This is a genomic window from Arthrobacter sp. R4 (genome assembly GCF_051365025.1).
GTDB lineage: Bacteria > Actinomycetota > Actinomycetes > Actinomycetales > Micrococcaceae > Arthrobacter.
This window is the reverse complement of sequence record NZ_JBLWIJ010000021.1, coordinates 101,614-115,496: the sequence shown is the minus strand read 5'-3', so window position 1 is coordinate 115,496 and position 13,883 is coordinate 101,614. Positions and strand designations below refer to the sequence as shown.

Below are 13,883 nucleotides of genomic sequence, written 5' to 3'. Positions count from 1 at the left end.
ACTGTAACATCCGAGGCAGGCCTCCCGCCGGGTTTGGCCAGCCGCTGCAGCGTCTCGGGTAGGCTAGAACAGCAGACTTTGCACAACATTGCGCTGCCCGTATTCGAAACTGGAGATTTTGTGACTGCTGACCTCGTCATTGTAGGGTCGGGCTTTTTTGGCCTGACAATCGCAGAACAGGCCGCGACTGAGCTCGGCTTGAAGGTGGTCGTTATCGATCGTCGACACCACATCGGTGGGAACGCCTACAGCGAAAAAGAAGAGCAGACCGGGATCGAGGTGCACCGCTACGGTGCCCACCTTTTCCATACGTCCAATGAACGGGTGTGGGAGTACGTCAACCGGTTCACGACTTTCACCAATTACGTCCACAAGGTCTATGGCGTGCACAAGGGCGAGGTCTATTCGCTCCCCATCAACCTGGCCACCATTAACCAGTTCTTCCGCGCCAACCTGACGCCAGGCCAGGCACAGGCCCTGATCCAGGAGCAGGCCGGAGAGCTCGCCGGGACTGATCCGCAGAACCTCAACGACAAAGGCATCCAGCTCATTGGCCGGCCGCTGTATGAAGCGTTCATCAAGCACTACACCGGCAAGCAGTGGCAAACGGATCCCAAGGACCTGCCCGCCGGAATCATCTCCCGGCTACCGGTGCGGTATAACTACGACAACCGCTACTTCAACGACACGTACGAGGGCCTGCCCACCAACGGCTATACCGCGTGGATCGAGAAGATGGCGGAGCATCCGAACATCGAGGTGCGCCTCAACACGGACTTCTTCGACGAAACGCAGGAGTACAGCAAGGACAAGGTTGTCGGCAATATCCCGGTGATCTACACGGGTCCGATAGACCGCTATTTCGACTTCGCTGAAGGTGACCTTTCCTGGCGCACCATCGACTTCGAAGAAGAAGTACTGGAAGTTGGGGACTTCCAAGGCACGTCCGTGATGAACTACAACGACGCCGACGTGGCCTATACCCGGATCATCGAACCGCGCCATTTCCACCCGGAGCGGGATTACCAGACCGACAAAACAGTCATCATGCGTGAGTTTTCCCGGGCTGCCGAAAAGGGCGATGAGCCTTACTACCCGATCAACACTGCTGCGGACAGGGAAAGACTGCTCAAATACCGCGACCTCGCCGCGGCAGAGCAGAGCGTACTGTTCGGAGGGCGCCTGGGAACGTACAAGTACCTGGATATGCATATGGCAATTGGCTCTGCCCTGAGCATGTTTGACAACAAGATCCGGCCGCATTTCGAAGACGGCGCCAAGCTTGAAAGTGGAGGAGTGGACGCATGAGCGAGACGACAGACTCGAAGACGTGGTCAACGTTGCAGAGGGTGATCCTTCCATCCGCAGACCAGATGGACACGGTGTCACTTTACGTTGACGCCGGTACGGCCAGCGGCATCCGCCTTCGGGAGAATGACGAGCTGGCGCGCACTCCCAAGCTGCCTGAACAGAAGCTGCAGATGTTCAGCTCCGGCAGCCGTGAAGCACATTTCGAAGACCTGCTGACGAGGCAGTCGATGCGCGTCCGCTCGGGAGAGCAGATGTCATTTGGCACCTACTTCAACGCCTTTCCTGCCAGTTACTGGAAACGGTGGACTTCAGTCCGGGACGTTCGCCTGGTGGTACGGACGAGCGGCACCGGAACTGTCACCGTGTACAAGTCCAACGCACGCGGGTCGGTTCAGCGCGTTGACGGTAAGCACGTCGACGGCGCTGCCACCTCAGTTTTTGACCTCACCTTGAAGCCGTTTGGCGACGGCGGCTGGTACTGGTTTGACCTGGCCGCAAGTTCAGGCGAACTGCTGTTGGAGAACGGCGAATGGCAGGCCGAGAGCAGCCGCGATTCCAAGGGCCAGGTCACCCTTCAAATCACCACGATGAACAAGCCCGATTTCTGCCTGAATAACGCCCGAATCCTGGCAGGGAATCAAGACGTCCTCGAGAACGTCAAAGAGATCCTGATCGTGGACCAGGGGACGCAAAAGGTCGAAGCCGAAGATGGCTTCGCCGCAGTCAAGGAATCATTGGGCGGAAAGCTCAGGGTCATCAACCAAGCGAACCTGGGCGGATCCGGTGGGTTCGCGCGTGGGATGTACGAGTCGGTGGAGAATGGCAGTGACTACGTGCTGCTCCTTGACGATGACATCGTGGTGGAGCCGGAAAGCATCGTTAGGCTGCTGACATTTGCTGACCACTGCAAGAAGCCAACTATCGTTGGCGGGCACATGTTTGACCTCTACAACCGCAGCGTGCTCCACACCTTTGGCGAGGTTGTTGACCCGTTCCGGATCGTCCCGGCACTCCCGCACGCGGACATGGAAGTACGGCATGACTTCAGCATTGCAAACCTCCGCCAGACCGCGTGGCTGCACCGGCGCGTGGACGTGGACTACAACGGCTGGTGGATGTGCCTGATCCCCACCGAGGTCATCAGGGAGATCGGCCTGTCGCTGCCCCTATTCATCAAATGGGACGACGCCGAATACGGCCTTCGCGCCCGCGAAGCCGGATTCGCCACAGTATCCTTGCCTGGCGCCGCAGTGTGGCATGTTTCCTGGATCGATAAGGACGACCTCGTGGGATGGCAGGCGTACTTCCACGAACGCAACCGCTTGATTACCACCTTGATTCACAGCCCCTACCCGAAAGGCGGACGGGTTCTGCGCGAATCCGTGCAATCCGACGTCAAGCACCTGGTATCGATGCAGTACTTCACCGAACATGGCCGGATCGAGGCCTTGAAGGACCTTTTCAAGGGGCCGGAAGACCTCCACCGGGTGCTCGGCACCAAGTTGCCTGAAATCAACGCCCTGAAGGCGTCCTACCCGGACGCCCAATTGAAGGATGACGTCGACGACTTCCCCGCCCCGAAACTGGGCCGTGGTCCGATGGGGGGCACCGTCGTCGGAATGCCCAGCAAGAAGGAGCTGATTCCCTGGGGCATCAAGACTGTTGCCCGGCAACTGATCAAGGCGCCCGGACCGGAAAGCGCCGAGCGCCCCCAAGGGTATCTCGCCCACCGGGATAATCGCTGGTTCCGGGTCGCCCACTACGACAGCGTGGTGGTCTCCAACGCCGAAGGAACGGGTGCCTCCTGGTACCAGCGCGACCCCCAGAAGCTGAAGTCGATGCTGACAGAGGCAACCCGCCTGCATGTCCGGCTTTTCCGTGAGTGGGACAGGCTGGCCGAGCAGTACCGCAATGCCGTTGCGGAGGTCAGCTCAATGGAGTCCTGGAAGAAGACCTTTGATGCCGCTTCGGAGGATTCGAAGTAGATGGCCGGCAGCACTGAAGGAATGATCCGCCCAGGCCAGGGGCGGGGCCTCCTTGACGTCTATGACCATCGGTTCCTGCTCAAGCTATTGGTGCGGAAGGAGATCAAGGTCCGTTACCGCGGGTCGATTCTGGGTCTCCTGTGGTCCTACGTCAAGCCATTGATGCAGTTCCTCATCTATTTCGTGGCATTGGGAATCTTCCTGAACCTCCAGCGCGGAACCCCGAACTACGCCATCTACCTGTTCGCAGGCATTGTCTTAGTGAACTTCTTTACGGAGTCGTTGGGCAACGCCACCAGGTCCATCGTGGACAACCGCGACCTCATCCGGAAGATTTATCTGCCCCGTGAGCTGTTTCCGGTGGCAACCGTGTGGGTTTCAGCAGCACATTTCCTGCCTCAAATGGTAGTGCTCATCGGTGCCTGCCTCATTGCGGGGTGGACGCCGACAGTCCTTCAACTGGCCGCCGCAATCCTGGCTTTTGTGCTGGTCTCAGTCCTCGCGACCGGACTGGGCCTGCTGTTCAGCGCCGCAAACGTCTACTTCCGTGATTCGGAAAACATCGTTGACATGATCCTCATGGTGGTGACTTGGGCTTCGCCGGTGCTCTACGTCTGGACGATGGTGAGGGACGTGATGGGGTCCTGGTACTGGTTGTATCAGCTCAATCCCATGACCGTCGCTGTGGAAATCTTCCACTGGGCCTTCTGGTTCCCCACTTTGAAAGAGGATCAGCTGGAGCTCGCGGCGATGCCGCCGGACCTTATGACGGTTTGGCTTCCGGTGGCTTTCCTGATTTCCATCGCAGTGCTGTTTGTGGGCCAATTGGCCTTCCGGCGCTCGGCCGTCCATTTTGCACAGGAGCTCTAACGTGACAGCACGAGGCGAGATAGCAATCAGCTGCAAGAAGCTGCGCAAGCAGTTCGTGTTGCGCCATACCCGGTCCATGAAAGAGGCCGTGGTCTGGCTGGTCAAGGGACGGAAGGGCGACCTCTCCAAGAAGTTCATGGCGCTCACGGACGTGTCCCTTGAAGTGCAACAGGGTGAGACGGTGGCCTTGCTTGGGCTCAACGGTTCCGGAAAGTCCACGCTGTTGAAGCTGATCTCTGGCGTTCTTCAGCCCGACGGCGGTACCGTCCACACCCGCGGACGGGTTGCGGGCCTTATCGAGGTTGGAGCAGGCTTCCACCACGACCTGAGCGGGCGCGACAACGTCTATCTGAACGGTGCGATCCTCGGCATGACCGAGAAGCAGATCGATGACATGTTCGATTCAATCGTTGAATTCTCGGAGATCGGCGAGTTCATCGACACCGAGGTCAAGTTCTACTCTTCCGGAATGTACCTGCGGCTGGCGTTCTCCATTGCCGTGCACACCGACCCTGAGGTTTTCCTTATCGATGAAATCCTTGCGGTGGGGGACGAGCCGTTCCAGCGCAAGTGCATTGCCAAGATCAAGGAACTGTCGGACAAGGGCAAAACCCTCTTTGTAGTCAGCCACGACCTGGATCTGGTTTCCACTGTCTGCGAGCGGGGTATCCTCCTCGAACACGGCGAGGTCATCATGGACGGCGAAGTGCATGAGGTTGTGGCTGAGCTTCGGAGCCGCACGGCCGCCTGACTGAACTGACCGGGGCGTGCCCCGGTCAGTTCAGGCAGGCCGTGATGTGATAAAGCCTGGCCTCGCCTTGGCTGTCCACCAGCTGCACGCCCGGATTCCGGTCAAGGTTTCTGAGCCCGGCCGGAGTATGGCTTCCGCCATGGACTTCCTTGGACCCAAAGTCGAGGACATAGAACGCGTTTTCATTCCTGACCGCGCTGCAAACGTCCGGGTCAGTCTCCACGGAGCCGAGGTCGTTATAAATCTCCTGCAGTTCAGGGGACACGTAGCTGAGGATATGCATCTGCGCGGCCTTCCGATCTCCGATCGCGTAGGAGAGCGCGGCGCCGGTGTAGGGATTTCCCAACAGGACCGTGTCCGCCGGCACAGTCTCCGGGAGCCGGTCCATGAGTTCGAGTTCATCGGCTGATACCAGCGGGGAATCATTGCTGATGGCATAACGCGTCGACGCCTGAGCCGCCTCGTGCTGCACACCACCCTGTTGTCCCAGCGCAACCGCACCCACGGAAAGCACACCAACGGCGGCGATTCGGAGCAGTCGCCCCCTGCCCTCGGAGCCAGCAGCCCGTTGGAATATTGCCAGGGCCGGACTCGGCCGCTGTCCTGTGCTTAGTTTTGCCTCTGCCCAGTTCACGCCGATGGCCACCAAGAGCACGGCGGCTACGGGAAGAAGGGCCGCAAGGCGGTAGCTGTCGTTGTACCAGACGCCGGCCAGGAAGTTCCTGATGGGCGAGATCGGGAAGCCGGAAACAACAACGAAGATGGCAGAGAAAATCAGGAAAGCAGCTCCGGCCCAGACGAGGTTTTTGCTCGTCCTGAAGCAGGCCCAGAGTCCTACGAGTGCCAAGGGTGCCACCAGCCAGGCGGGGGCGAGCCCCATGGGTGCGAGGAAGAGGGCCTCACCCAACGCCTGGGGGACCGTGTGATACGGACCCCAGAATGACGCCTCCTCGGGTGGCCTCAGGAAGATCCACAGAGCGAGGAAAACAAGGCAGTACCCTACGAGGCCGGCCGCCTGAAGGTTGAAACGACGCCGGTTGGCGGCCCGATCTCTCCATAGTCCGGAAGCCGACCTGTATGCGGAGAAAGCCACCATGGGAAGCGTCCAGACCAGCCAAGCCATAAACGTTGTCGGGTGGGCCACGATCAGGCCTGCGAGGCTCAAGAGCAATGCAAGAATTGCAGGCAGACCCGGTCTTTGCGTAGTCGGCGCCGCTCCCGTGATCCGGGCTGCCAGGGCGATGCTTGCCGGCAGGATGCTGATAGCCAGCAGGTTCGGGTACAGGACACCGAAGTCCATCATCAGCAGCGGGAAAGCCCCGAGCGAGGCACATGCTATGCCGGTTGCAATCGTTGCAGCCGTCTGGCGTCCCGCAACCCAGGTTGTCATCAGGAGGCAGCTCAACGGCCAAAAGACCGCTGCCAGGACAATGCTTGTGATGTTTACGGCGACCGGTACGGCAGCGCCTGTCGTTAAGGCCACAAAAGCTGCTACCGCGTTCCACCCGGCCGGGTAGAACCCGCCTCCGGTCATCGCGCCAATGGTGAGGGAGGAAGCCTGCCCCGTGTCCAGCGCGAACCGCACGGAGTTAAGGTGAAATACAGCGTCGTAAGTCTGGGAAATCGATTCCGGGGACCCCAAGACCTGAAAAGTCCGCCAACCCAGCAGCACCGCGGCAACAGTAACCGCAATGAACGGCGCCAACTTGGCCAACATTGGCCTTCCTTGGCCAGCGTGCTGTTGTTGCGGGCTGAGACGGCCCAGGAAAAATCCCAGGGAGGCCAGCAAAGCCGTGGCGACGCCGACAGGCAGCACCCCAAACCTCACCCCAAGGAACGGGGTTGCGGTGGCAGTCAAAACGATGACTCCCACCGACAAAGCCGGCGCAAGCGAGAGCGCGTTGAATGACCTAAACCGCAGGGCCAGGGAAACTATGAAGCCAGGGGCCAGGAGCAGGAGTGCGGCAATGAAAATTTGCGGAAGGACAGGCAACCACATCTGGCTTGCTACGGCTCGAGCAAGCCGAGGAGGTAGGCTCCGTAGCCGCTCTTGATCAGCGGCTCTGCCCTTTCGCGGAGCTCGTCATCAGTCAGGAAGCCCTGCCGCCAGGCGATTTCCTCAGGTGCGCCGATCTTGAGGCCCTGCCGGTTTTCCACCGTACGGATGAAGTTTGACGCATCATTGAGGTCGTTGAAGGTCCCAGTGTCCAGCCACGCTGTTCCTCGGGGCAGGATTTCTACGCGCAGATTTCCTGCCTCGAGGTAGGTGCGGTTGACGTCCGTGATCTCAAGTTCGCCGCGAGGTGACGGCTTGAGGTTTTTGGAGATCTCCACGACGTCATTGTCGTAGAAGTACAGGCCGGGCACAGCATAGTGGGATTTAGGCTTTGCAGGTTTCTCTTCGAGCGAGATGGCCTTGCCGTCGCCGTTGAATTCCACAACGCCATAAGCCTTGGGGTCCTTGACCCAGTAGCCGAAGACGGCGCCGCCGTCGATTTCAGCATGCTTGCGGAGCTGAGTGCCCATCCCTTGGCCGTAGAAGATGTTGTCTCCCAGGACGAGTGCCACTGTTTCGCCACCGATGTGTTCCTCCCCAAGGATAAAGGCCTGGGCGAGTCCATCCGGTGAAGGCTGCTGCACGTACGTGAGGTTGATTCCGAATTGGGACCCGTCACCGAGCAGGCGCTGAAACTGCTCTGCATCGTGGGGAGTGGTGATGACCAGGATGTCCCGGATGCCGGCAAGGATCAGCGTTGACAGCGGGTAGTAGATCATCGGCTTGTCGTACACAGGGACGAGCTGCTTACTGATGCCGTGTGTGATGGGGTGAAGACGTGAGCCGGTTCCGCCGGCAAGAATTATTCCGCGCATGGACTATATCCTTCCTTACGGCCTCCACTCAGCAAAACCCGACATGGGCGGACAACAGGCGCCGTCATGCTCCGGGTTTCTTGCCCGTACGTCCGCGGAGACCGTCGGTGAGGCCGGTCAGGACCGACGCCAGCCTGGCCCGTCGTCCTGGGGCCAACGCCGTAACGACGGCCAGATGACGCAAATCTGCCCACCAGCCGGCCGCAACCCATGCTGGATGTCGCGCCGCGTACACGCGGGAGACCAATATCCTGTTCCTGAAGATGTAGTAATAGCGCCAGGAAGCTGCGATCCGGACCTTGAGCCGCCCGCCCGGCCGGGGGACCGGCAGCCCGAAAATCCGGGCCTCCACGAACGTTCCGAGTGAATGATCGAATTCAGCGTCGGCCAGAACGGTCGGAAAGCCCGCGTCCAACGCGCGGAGGTAGAACTCCGTGTCCACAAGGTCAATAAACAGCTCTGCTCGAAAGTCGCCAAGGGTGTTGAGGGCTTCCACGCTCACCAGCAGTCCGGACTGGATGGGCTCCTTGCCCAATAAGACACCATTCAGCGTGCCGCCGGAGAGAACAGGGTTGCCGTGAATCCTGGCGGGGCCGATAAGCCCCGGGACTACCCCCTTAGCCCGTGCACCGGTCTCCGCGGCCAAAAGGGACTCAACGTAACCCGGCGGAAGCGTTGAATCCTGGTCTACCGTGAGCACGTGCGTGATGTCGCTGTTTTTCCGGGCTTGGTGTACCCCTGCATTCAAGGCGGCTCCAATCCCGGAGTTTACGGGGAGAGCAACAACGTCAGCACCAGCCGCCGCAATGTCGGCGAAGATGGATTCGAAACCGGGCCCGCTGCCGTCGTCGACCACGATGACGGTTGCGGTCTGCGCCAAGAGGGCATGAACATTCTCGAGGATCTGCGGCGATGGGCGGAAAGCAGTCACAACACAGGCAACACCTGGGCAGCGGCCAGGCCCAGCGGGAGTCCCAGCAGGTTCCATCTCATTTGCCGAATGCATGACCCACCAGCGTCTTCATGGCGTCACGGCGACCGTGGCGGAGCGCCAGAGGTAGGAACAGCAGGGCGTGGGCGCGGGACGTGATCCGGAGCCGGGCGGCCTGGCTTGCTTTGCGCCAGCCTTTCTCGTCACAAAGCCGCGATGCGAGTTCGAAGTACTCACGTTCTCCGTCAAAGCGGGATCCGTCCAGAAGTTTGGCCGCAGATGCGCTGCTGGAGTGCCGGCGGTATGCAAAGCAGACTTCTGGTTCGATGAGGAGCACGGCACCCTCAAGTACCATGTCGATCACCAGGCCAAGATCCTGGATGACGGGCAGCCCGTCACGAAAATCAAAGTCGCGGATGCGGTCACGCCGGAAAGCCAAGGACGGCCAGTACAGCCAGTCCCCGTGAAGGAGGCTGACGGCCAAAGGTTCACCGGCAACCAGCCGGGGACCGTTGCCCCGTGGCTTGACGAGGCGGTTTTTGACGATGTCGGTCAGGGGGGTTGTATTCCGGCCAGCATCATCAATGACCTGGACCCCGGGCTGGATGATCCACGCTTCAGGAAAGGACTCGTGCGCATTGAGTACAACATCTACGAAGTTAGGCAGCAGGGCGTCATCGCAACCCACAACAACCAGAACGTCCTGAGTCGCCAGCGATACGCACGTCCGAAAATTCTCGGTGATGCCCTCGTTGGTTTCTTTGCGGATGTACTTGATTCGCGAATCGTTGACTGAAGCCACGTACTCCTGGATGGCATCTCCCGGGTAGGCGTCGTCGACTATTGTCAGCAGCCAGTTGCCGTTCCGCTGATTGAGGACGCTGTTGATGGCCTCTTTCATGAAGGCAACATCACCCCAGTAGGGAATAAAGATGTCCAGTGCCATAGAGCAGCTGTGTCCTTACTTAGAAGACGGAGCGGAAGTATTGCCGCCGGCGTTTCGGGCTGACATTTCTTCGACCTGCGCCCGGAGGATCGCGACTTCTTCCGCGAGTGTGCGTGTTTCGTCTTCTACAACAGAAATCTCCCACGACAGGTGGAGGCACACACCCAGCAGCAGGAGGATGCTGATGATGAAAAGGAGGTTTGACGGCAGTTGTACGCCGACCAGCTCGGCGACAATCGTCAACAGGCTCGGGAACGCAGCGAGGATCAGCGTACCGAGTCCCACAACGATCCACAGCGCGGCGTACTTCTCGCGCAGCTTCTTGCGGCGGAGCATTTCGAACACAACACCGACTATGGCCAGGGACAGCAGGAATGCAGCTAGATTTCCCATGTGCTAGGAGGCCCCCTGTACAGAGAGTAAGGCGGCAGGCGTCTCGGATCGCTTGCGGGTCAGTGCAAAGAGCAGTGCAAAGACCGAGCGGCCGAGGTAGACGGCTGCCTTAAGGGGATTATGGCTGGGCGTTCCGCCTTGGCGCGGCCGCATTGCGACCGGTACTTGGGTAACGGTGCACCCGGAACGGATGGCCACCACCAGCGAGTCGATGGTGTCGCCCAGGTATTCGGCCGGGTAATGGTCCAGATACTGCGCTATCGCCCGTTCGTTCCCGGCCCGGAAGCCGGAGGTCACATCGGTTAGCCTCGTCTTCGCGAGGCCGGAGATGACTTTCGCCAGGAACTGCATGGCCCACTTCCTGGGGCCGCTGACTTTATAGTCGCCCTTGTCCGCGAACCGGGCGCCTATGGAGATGTCGGCGTGCTCCAGGCCGGCCAGGACTTCTTCAATGCTCCGGGGGTCGTGCTGGCCGTCGGCATCCACTTGGATGACGCGTCGGTAATTGAGCCGTTGAGCGTACTTGAAGCCGGCCCGCATCGCGCCGCCCACTCCGAGATTAAAGGGGAGGTTCAATACTGTGGCGCCAGCTTCGCTGGCGGAATCGGCGGTTGAGTCGGTCGAGCCGTCATTAACGACCAGGACGTCATAGGCGCGGCCCATGCTGAGCACTTCGCGAACTGTGTTTCCCACCGACTCGGCTTCGTTCCAGGCAGGCATGATGACCAGGACCTGCTTAGAGTCATGAGCTTCCATCGTTCTCCAATATAGATATCAACGTGTCTTAAAGCGGTTCACGAGTTCCTGGCTGATCCGGCCCTGCTTCCCTCGGCAGGCGTCCATGAATCCTTCCCAGGCTGCCACCGCGAGGTCCTTGCGGTCAGGACTGAATGAGAAACGCAAAAGCTGGGCTTTTGACTCCTCAGCGAGCCGCCGAAGGATCCACGTGGGATTACTGCGCCAGTACCGTCGCACCAAAGTAGTCCCGTTGCGCATTATGTAGTACATCCTGAACGGCGAATAGTAGTTGAAGGACAGTTCCGTGCCGCCGAGACGGACCGGTCGGCCCCAAAGCTTCGCCGGGATACGCGCCCCCAGACGGTGGGCAACTTCGCAGCCTCGCCCAAGAAGTATGCTGAAGCCGGCCGCCCTCGCCCTCGCTGTGAACTCTGAGTCAACACAATCTATGAAGAATCCGGCGTCGAAGCCACCGATGGCGGCGAATGTTGACGACGGAATGACGTAGCCGGACTGCATGGGATCGAACGCTTCCGCGAACCCTTTGGACAGGCCCTGTACGGGCACCTTGTGCCCGCTAAAGGATTCGGCGCAAATCAGCCCCACCTTCAAGCCGGAGGCGGTTGCCACATCATATGTATCCAAAGCTCGTGAAACGTAATCAGCGACGGGGAGCGAGTCCTGGTCAAACGTCAGGATGAAATCGGGAGCCTGGGGAGATGACAGCTCTGCGATTCCGCGGTTCAGGGCAGCGGCGATGCCAGAGTTTGTCGGCTGCTGGACGACGGCGACACCCCGCTCCCGTAATTCGTCAAAGATTGCCCGCGCAGCCTCTGAGGTGCTTGCATCGTCCACAACGACTAACTCTTCAACCTGCTGCCTGATAGCGGCTGCATTGCCGAGGAGATCGTTGTCCGGATTGAAGGCCGCGATGACGGCTGCTACGCGCCGGTTCTGTCGTTGGGTCACGCTGAAGATCCTACCCTTCGCCTTTCACGGCCCTGAGCGGAAGGCAGCAGCGCTAATGCCGGTACAAGCAGGCCGAGCAGCAGGAGCGCTTCGCTGACGGCCATGCCCAACGCAATCCCCGGGATATTCCCTAAGACTCCGGCGGCCACCATGAGCAGTACGCCGACCACGGCTGAAATTGCCGTCCAAAGCAAGACGGTCCGCTGACGCCCAGCTGGTATGAGGACGTTCCTTATCAGCGGGGTGGAAGCCGACAGGAAGAAAAAGGAAAGACCATAAAAGAGTGATGTCAGTGTGTCCGCCTTTAACGCCTCACCAAAGATCAAGCCGGATGCCCAAGGCCCCAGCGCGGTGAGGAACGCCGCTCCCAGGGCGCCAAGGAGTACGTGGGCGTAGATGGCCACAAAATGGCGGCGCCGCGGATCGGCGGCATCACGCTCAAGGGTCCATCCTTGGAAGGTATTACCAACGGCCACGATACTGAACAGCCCGAGGCGGTAGATAGTGTCAGCGGAGGAAAAGCCGGCAGTAGCGCTGGCGACTGGAATTGTGGCCGTCGCAATGGGCACCGGAGAAGATGCATAAGCGTTGCCGGAGAAACTGATGGCCGCTACACCGCCGCCTGGCAGGATCTCGCGGACAACTTTGGCCGGATTCCGCGGAAACCATGAGCCGGCTTCGCCAAATCGTCGTTGGAACGCCATGAGCGCTATTCCCGTAGTGAAAATTGAGATGAGGCCATAAAGCCATACTTGGCTGGACAAGATAATCAGCGGTGCGCTCAGGACCGCAGCCAGGAATCGTGGAACGGTGTCGTAGATCGCCAGTATGCGTGGATTCCCTGCGCCGATGCCATACCAAGCGGGCGAGAACCCGGTGAGGGCCGTCGCCCACGCCATCGTTACAGCGTCAAGGCGGAAGCCGTCGTGGGCGATGAGGACAACAAGGAGAGACATCAGCGGGAAGACAAGTGCGGCAATAAGGAGGCGGGAGCGCATGCTTCGCGAATAGATGCCCGCCCGGGACTGCTCTCCGGCAGTTCGTGCGATCTCTACGGGCCCCGAAATATTCCAGCTCCAAAGTATGACCGTCGCCGCGAAGACTCCTATGGCCTGCCCTGCTGTGATACTCGACCAGCCGTCCGGTCCAACCACGCGTGAGACGACTGGGAGGAGGAGGAACGGCAGCACCAGGGCCAATAGGGGGAGCAGGGTGAAGCCTGCCAGCCGGAGTACTACTGTTTTCATTCGCAGTTCTGTCCTAGTGCTGGAGGGCTTGACTTTACGATGATACGCGATGACCGGCGACAGCCCACGTCACCTAGAGTGGTCAGCATGAACGATTCGACGCCGCCGGAAGGGCGGGAAATCCGCGTCAGCGTGTGCATGGCAACCTATCGGGGCGAGCCCTTCGTACGGGAACAACTCGAGTCGATATTGGCGCAACTCAATGACCACGACGAAGTCGTGGTTGTTGACGACGCTTCGCCCGATGGCACGGCCTCGGTGGTGGAAGGGATCTCCGACCCCCGCGTCAAACTCGTGAAATCCACCAGCAACAAAGGATATGTCCGCACCTTTGAAGAGGCTGTCCGCATGAGCCGGGGCCAGTATGTGTTCCTGTCAGACCAGGACGACGTCTGGGCACCGGGACGGGTTGAACTAATGCTCAAGGCTCTTTCGTCGCATTTGGTCGTAGCCAGCAATTTCGATATGCATGGCTCAGCGGGTCGTCCATGGATCCCACGCCTCAGGTCCTCGGACTCCGGCCGGCATCTGGCCAACCTCGGTGCCATCCTCGTGGGAGTCCGGGCCTATTACGGCTGCGGGATGGCATTTCGCCGGGAGGCCGTGAGTTATTTTCTTCCGATTCCCAGCTACGTTCGTGAGTCCCACGACCTTTGGCTGGCTATCTGTGGCAACATAGCGGGATCGATTGCGCACTTGGATGAATCGACGATTTATCGGCGGCTTCATGACGAGAACCAGACGCCTGCCGGATGGCGGTCTTTGCCGAAAATCATCGCGGCGCGGGTCATGCTTCTCAGGCTGATGACCGAGGCCATCCTGCGTAAGCGCAACCAAAAGAAGGCATGAGGCCTGCGTTCGGTAGGCTTGG

13 protein-coding genes are annotated in these 13,883 nt (G+C 59.8%); 5 read left to right on the top strand and 8 right to left on the bottom strand.

Annotated elements, in window-relative coordinates; genetic code table 11:
* Positions 1-120 precede the first annotated feature (120 nt).
* The 4 genes from glf to ACLKOZ_RS13840 all read left to right on the top strand — a co-directional run bounded on the left by glf (position 121) and on the right by ACLKOZ_RS13840 (position 4,917).
* Complete coding sequence (gene glf / locus ACLKOZ_RS13855; protein ID WP_436475776.1) at positions 121-1,308, top strand: UDP-galactopyranose mutase; 1,188 nt, start codon at positions 121-123, stop codon at positions 1,306-1,308.
* On the top strand, positions 1,305-3,296 hold the full coding sequence (locus ACLKOZ_RS13850; protein ID WP_436475774.1) for a glycosyltransferase: 1,992 nt from the start codon (positions 1,305-1,307) through the stop codon (positions 3,294-3,296). Before glf ends, ACLKOZ_RS13850 begins: the two co-directional genes overlap by 4 nt.
* Positions 3,297-4,166 (top strand): ABC transporter permease, encoded by an 870-nt coding sequence (locus ACLKOZ_RS13845; RefSeq protein WP_337345778.1) that lies wholly within the window; start codon positions 3,297-3,299, stop codon positions 4,164-4,166.
* Positions 4,167-4,242: 76 nt separating this feature from the next.
* Positions 4,243-4,917: an ATP-binding cassette domain-containing protein gene (locus tag ACLKOZ_RS13840; protein WP_082979333.1), complete on the top strand. Its 675-nt coding sequence runs from the start codon at positions 4,243-4,245 to the stop codon at positions 4,915-4,917.
* Between the two features lie 25 nt (positions 4,918-4,942).
* On the opposite strand, the gene ACLKOZ_RS13835 is transcribed toward ACLKOZ_RS13840, so the two are convergent.
* The 8 genes from ACLKOZ_RS13835 to ACLKOZ_RS13800 all read right to left on the bottom strand — a co-directional run bounded on the left by ACLKOZ_RS13835 (position 4,943) and on the right by ACLKOZ_RS13800 (position 13,012).
* Entirely contained in the window at positions 4,943-6,916 is a 1,974-nt protein-coding gene (locus ACLKOZ_RS13835; RefSeq protein WP_436475772.1) for a DUF6541 family protein, read from the bottom strand.
* Positions 6,917-6,924: 8 nt separating this feature from the next.
* A complete protein-coding gene (gene rfbA / locus ACLKOZ_RS13830; protein ID WP_436475770.1) occupies positions 6,925-7,788 on the bottom strand; it encodes a glucose-1-phosphate thymidylyltransferase RfbA in 864 nt (287 codons plus the stop codon).
* 64 nt (positions 7,789-7,852) lie between these two features.
* Entirely contained in the window at positions 7,853-8,719 is an 867-nt protein-coding gene (locus ACLKOZ_RS13825; RefSeq protein WP_436475768.1) for a glycosyltransferase, read from the bottom strand.
* A 58-nt stretch (positions 8,720-8,777) separates the two neighbouring features.
* Positions 8,778-9,665, bottom strand: coding sequence for a glycosyltransferase family 2 protein (locus tag ACLKOZ_RS13820; protein WP_436475766.1), 888 nt, complete (start codon positions 9,663-9,665; stop codon positions 8,778-8,780).
* 15 nt (positions 9,666-9,680) lie between these two features.
* Positions 9,681-10,058, bottom strand: a complete 378-nt coding sequence (locus tag ACLKOZ_RS13815) for a DUF2304 domain-containing protein (RefSeq protein WP_436475764.1) — start codon at positions 10,056-10,058, stop codon at positions 9,681-9,683.
* A 3-nt stretch (positions 10,059-10,061) separates the two neighbouring features.
* On the bottom strand, positions 10,062-10,814 hold the full coding sequence (locus ACLKOZ_RS13810) for a glycosyltransferase family 2 protein (RefSeq protein WP_436475763.1): 753 nt from the start codon (positions 10,812-10,814) through the stop codon (positions 10,062-10,064).
* An 18-nt stretch (positions 10,815-10,832) separates the two neighbouring features.
* Positions 10,833-11,765 (bottom strand): glycosyltransferase, encoded by a 933-nt coding sequence (locus ACLKOZ_RS13805; protein ID WP_436475761.1) that lies wholly within the window; start codon positions 11,763-11,765, stop codon positions 10,833-10,835.
* Positions 11,762-13,012 carry a polysaccharide biosynthesis protein gene (locus ACLKOZ_RS13800; protein WP_436475759.1) on the bottom strand — a complete coding sequence of 417 codons (1,251 nt, stop codon included), beginning with the start codon at positions 13,010-13,012 and terminating at the stop codon, positions 11,762-11,764. Before ACLKOZ_RS13800 ends, ACLKOZ_RS13805 begins: the two co-directional genes overlap by 4 nt.
* 87 nt (positions 13,013-13,099) lie before the next feature.
* Here ACLKOZ_RS13800 and ACLKOZ_RS13795 point away from each other — a divergent pair, with 87 nt between their 5' ends.
* Entirely contained in the window at positions 13,100-13,861 is a 762-nt protein-coding gene (locus ACLKOZ_RS13795; RefSeq protein ID WP_436475758.1) for a glycosyltransferase, read from the top strand.
* Positions 13,862-13,883 lie beyond the last annotated feature (22 nt).

What these genes read in the sequence shown, in the direction of transcription:
- ACLKOZ_RS13840 (WP_082979333.1), top strand. Translation starts at nt 4,243, where the DNA reads ATGAAAGAGGCCGTGGTCTGGCTGGTCAAGGGACGGAAGGGCGACCTC.
- ACLKOZ_RS13845 (WP_337345778.1), top strand. Translation starts at nt 3,297, where the DNA reads ATGGCCGGCAGCACTGAAGGAATGATCCGCCCAGGCCAGGGGCGGGGC.
- ACLKOZ_RS13810 (WP_436475763.1), bottom strand. Translation starts at nt 10,814, where the DNA reads ATGGAAGCTCATGACTCTAAGCAGGTCCTGGTCATCATGCCTGCCTGG.
- rfbA (WP_436475770.1), bottom strand. Translation starts at nt 7,788, where the DNA reads ATGCGCGGAATAATTCTTGCCGGCGGAACCGGCTCACGTCTTCACCCC.
- ACLKOZ_RS13820 (WP_436475766.1), bottom strand. Translation starts at nt 9,665, where the DNA reads ATGGCACTGGACATCTTTATTCCCTACTGGGGTGATGTTGCCTTCATG.
- ACLKOZ_RS13835 (WP_436475772.1), bottom strand. Translation starts at nt 6,916, where the DNA reads ATGTGGTTGCCTGTCCTTCCGCAAATTTTCATTGCCGCACTCCTGCTC.
- ACLKOZ_RS13800 (WP_436475759.1), bottom strand. Translation starts at nt 13,012, where the DNA reads ATGAAAACAGTAGTACTCCGGCTGGCAGGCTTCACCCTGCTCCCCCTA.
- ACLKOZ_RS13795 (WP_436475758.1), top strand. Translation starts at nt 13,100, where the DNA reads ATGAACGATTCGACGCCGCCGGAAGGGCGGGAAATCCGCGTCAGCGTG.
- ACLKOZ_RS13815 (WP_436475764.1), bottom strand. Translation starts at nt 10,058, where the DNA reads ATGGGAAATCTAGCTGCATTCCTGCTGTCCCTGGCCATAGTCGGTGTT.
- ACLKOZ_RS13850 (WP_436475774.1), top strand. Translation starts at nt 1,305, where the DNA reads ATGAGCGAGACGACAGACTCGAAGACGTGGTCAACGTTGCAGAGGGTG.